1 pseudogene is annotated in these 1,130 nt (G+C 66.0%); it reads right to left on the reverse strand.

The features are described from left to right. Positions 1 to 1,130: pseudogene (locus tag JCM21793_RS28005) on the reverse strand (Ti-type conjugative transfer relaxase TraA); the annotation flags it as partial.

A 1,130-nucleotide genomic window follows, 5' to 3' on the forward strand; every position in this document is an offset into this window, starting at 1 on the left:
CTCCCGCTCGGCAGGGTGCCGCTCGGCCGTCGACTCCCGCTCCGGACGTAGCCCGGCGCGCTCGGCCGGAATCTCGATCTCGCTGCGGATGCCCATTTGCTCGGCAATCCCGCGCCGTTCGGCAAAGTCGCGGGTATAGTCGAGCGTCGTTTCCTTCGCGCCCGACCGGGATAGGCGGCGTTCTAGCTGGCTATAGGCCAGCTCGCCGGCGTCCTGAACCTTCCATGTGTTCCGGTGCGTCTGCGTGCCATCCGGCAAGGTGACGGGGGTGGAGCCTAGATGTTGAAGGCCGATCTTCTCCCCGATCTCCGGCGCGGCCTCCTTCATGGCGCGCTCAAGATCGACGCCCCATAGGGTGCGCTGCTCGCCCTTGTCGCTTTCCAGCGTCACGAAATAGCTGTCGGACTTTTGCGGATCATGCTCATAGGGCGCGGCCCCATGCTCGACCAGCCGGCCGGCATTGGTGAACTCGTCCTGTGCCGCGTAGAGCTGCACGCCGTCACGATGCCGGGTCATGGCGACATAGGTTAGATGACGGTCCATCGTCCCCGACGCGAGCACATAGGACCGATCGACCGTCGCGCCCTGGTTCTTGTGAATCGTCGTCGCATAGCCGTGGTCGATCGCCTGATAGTCGCCCATCGGCACGGAAACGCTGTCGCCCCGGCCGTCGAGCGTGGCAACGATCCGCCCCGGCTCGACATGATCGACCGTCGCGAGCATCCCGTTTTTCACGCCAAGGTCGCGGTTGTTCTCAAGGAACACGATGCGGTCGCCCGGCGCGAACTCCCGCTTGCCGTCATTGGTCTGGAAAGTAAGCGCGCCGGCGTCTGAGCCCACGGCGAGCACGTTGCCCTGGGCCAACTCGCCCCGGTCCTGTAGCTCGGCCCGGATCGCGTCATTGATGGCGCGAACATCGGCCCGGCGATGCGCCATCGCAACCCGGGTGCCGTCCGGACGCTGATCGCGATCGGCAAGATAATCGCGCACGATCTCGCCGCGCGCGCTCTCGCCGGCCTCAGTAAAGCTGATATTGCCGCGATCCCGATAGGCCGCCAGCCCCTCGGCAGTCCGGTGTGTGGCGAAGTCAACCGACGCCTCCCGCTGCCAGTCCACTCGCTGCCGGCGAA

It is taken from the genome of Nitratireductor aquibiodomus NL21 = JCM 21793 (genome assembly GCF_000615975.1).
Classification (GTDB): domain Bacteria; phylum Pseudomonadota; class Alphaproteobacteria; order Rhizobiales; family Rhizobiaceae; genus Nitratireductor; species Nitratireductor aquibiodomus.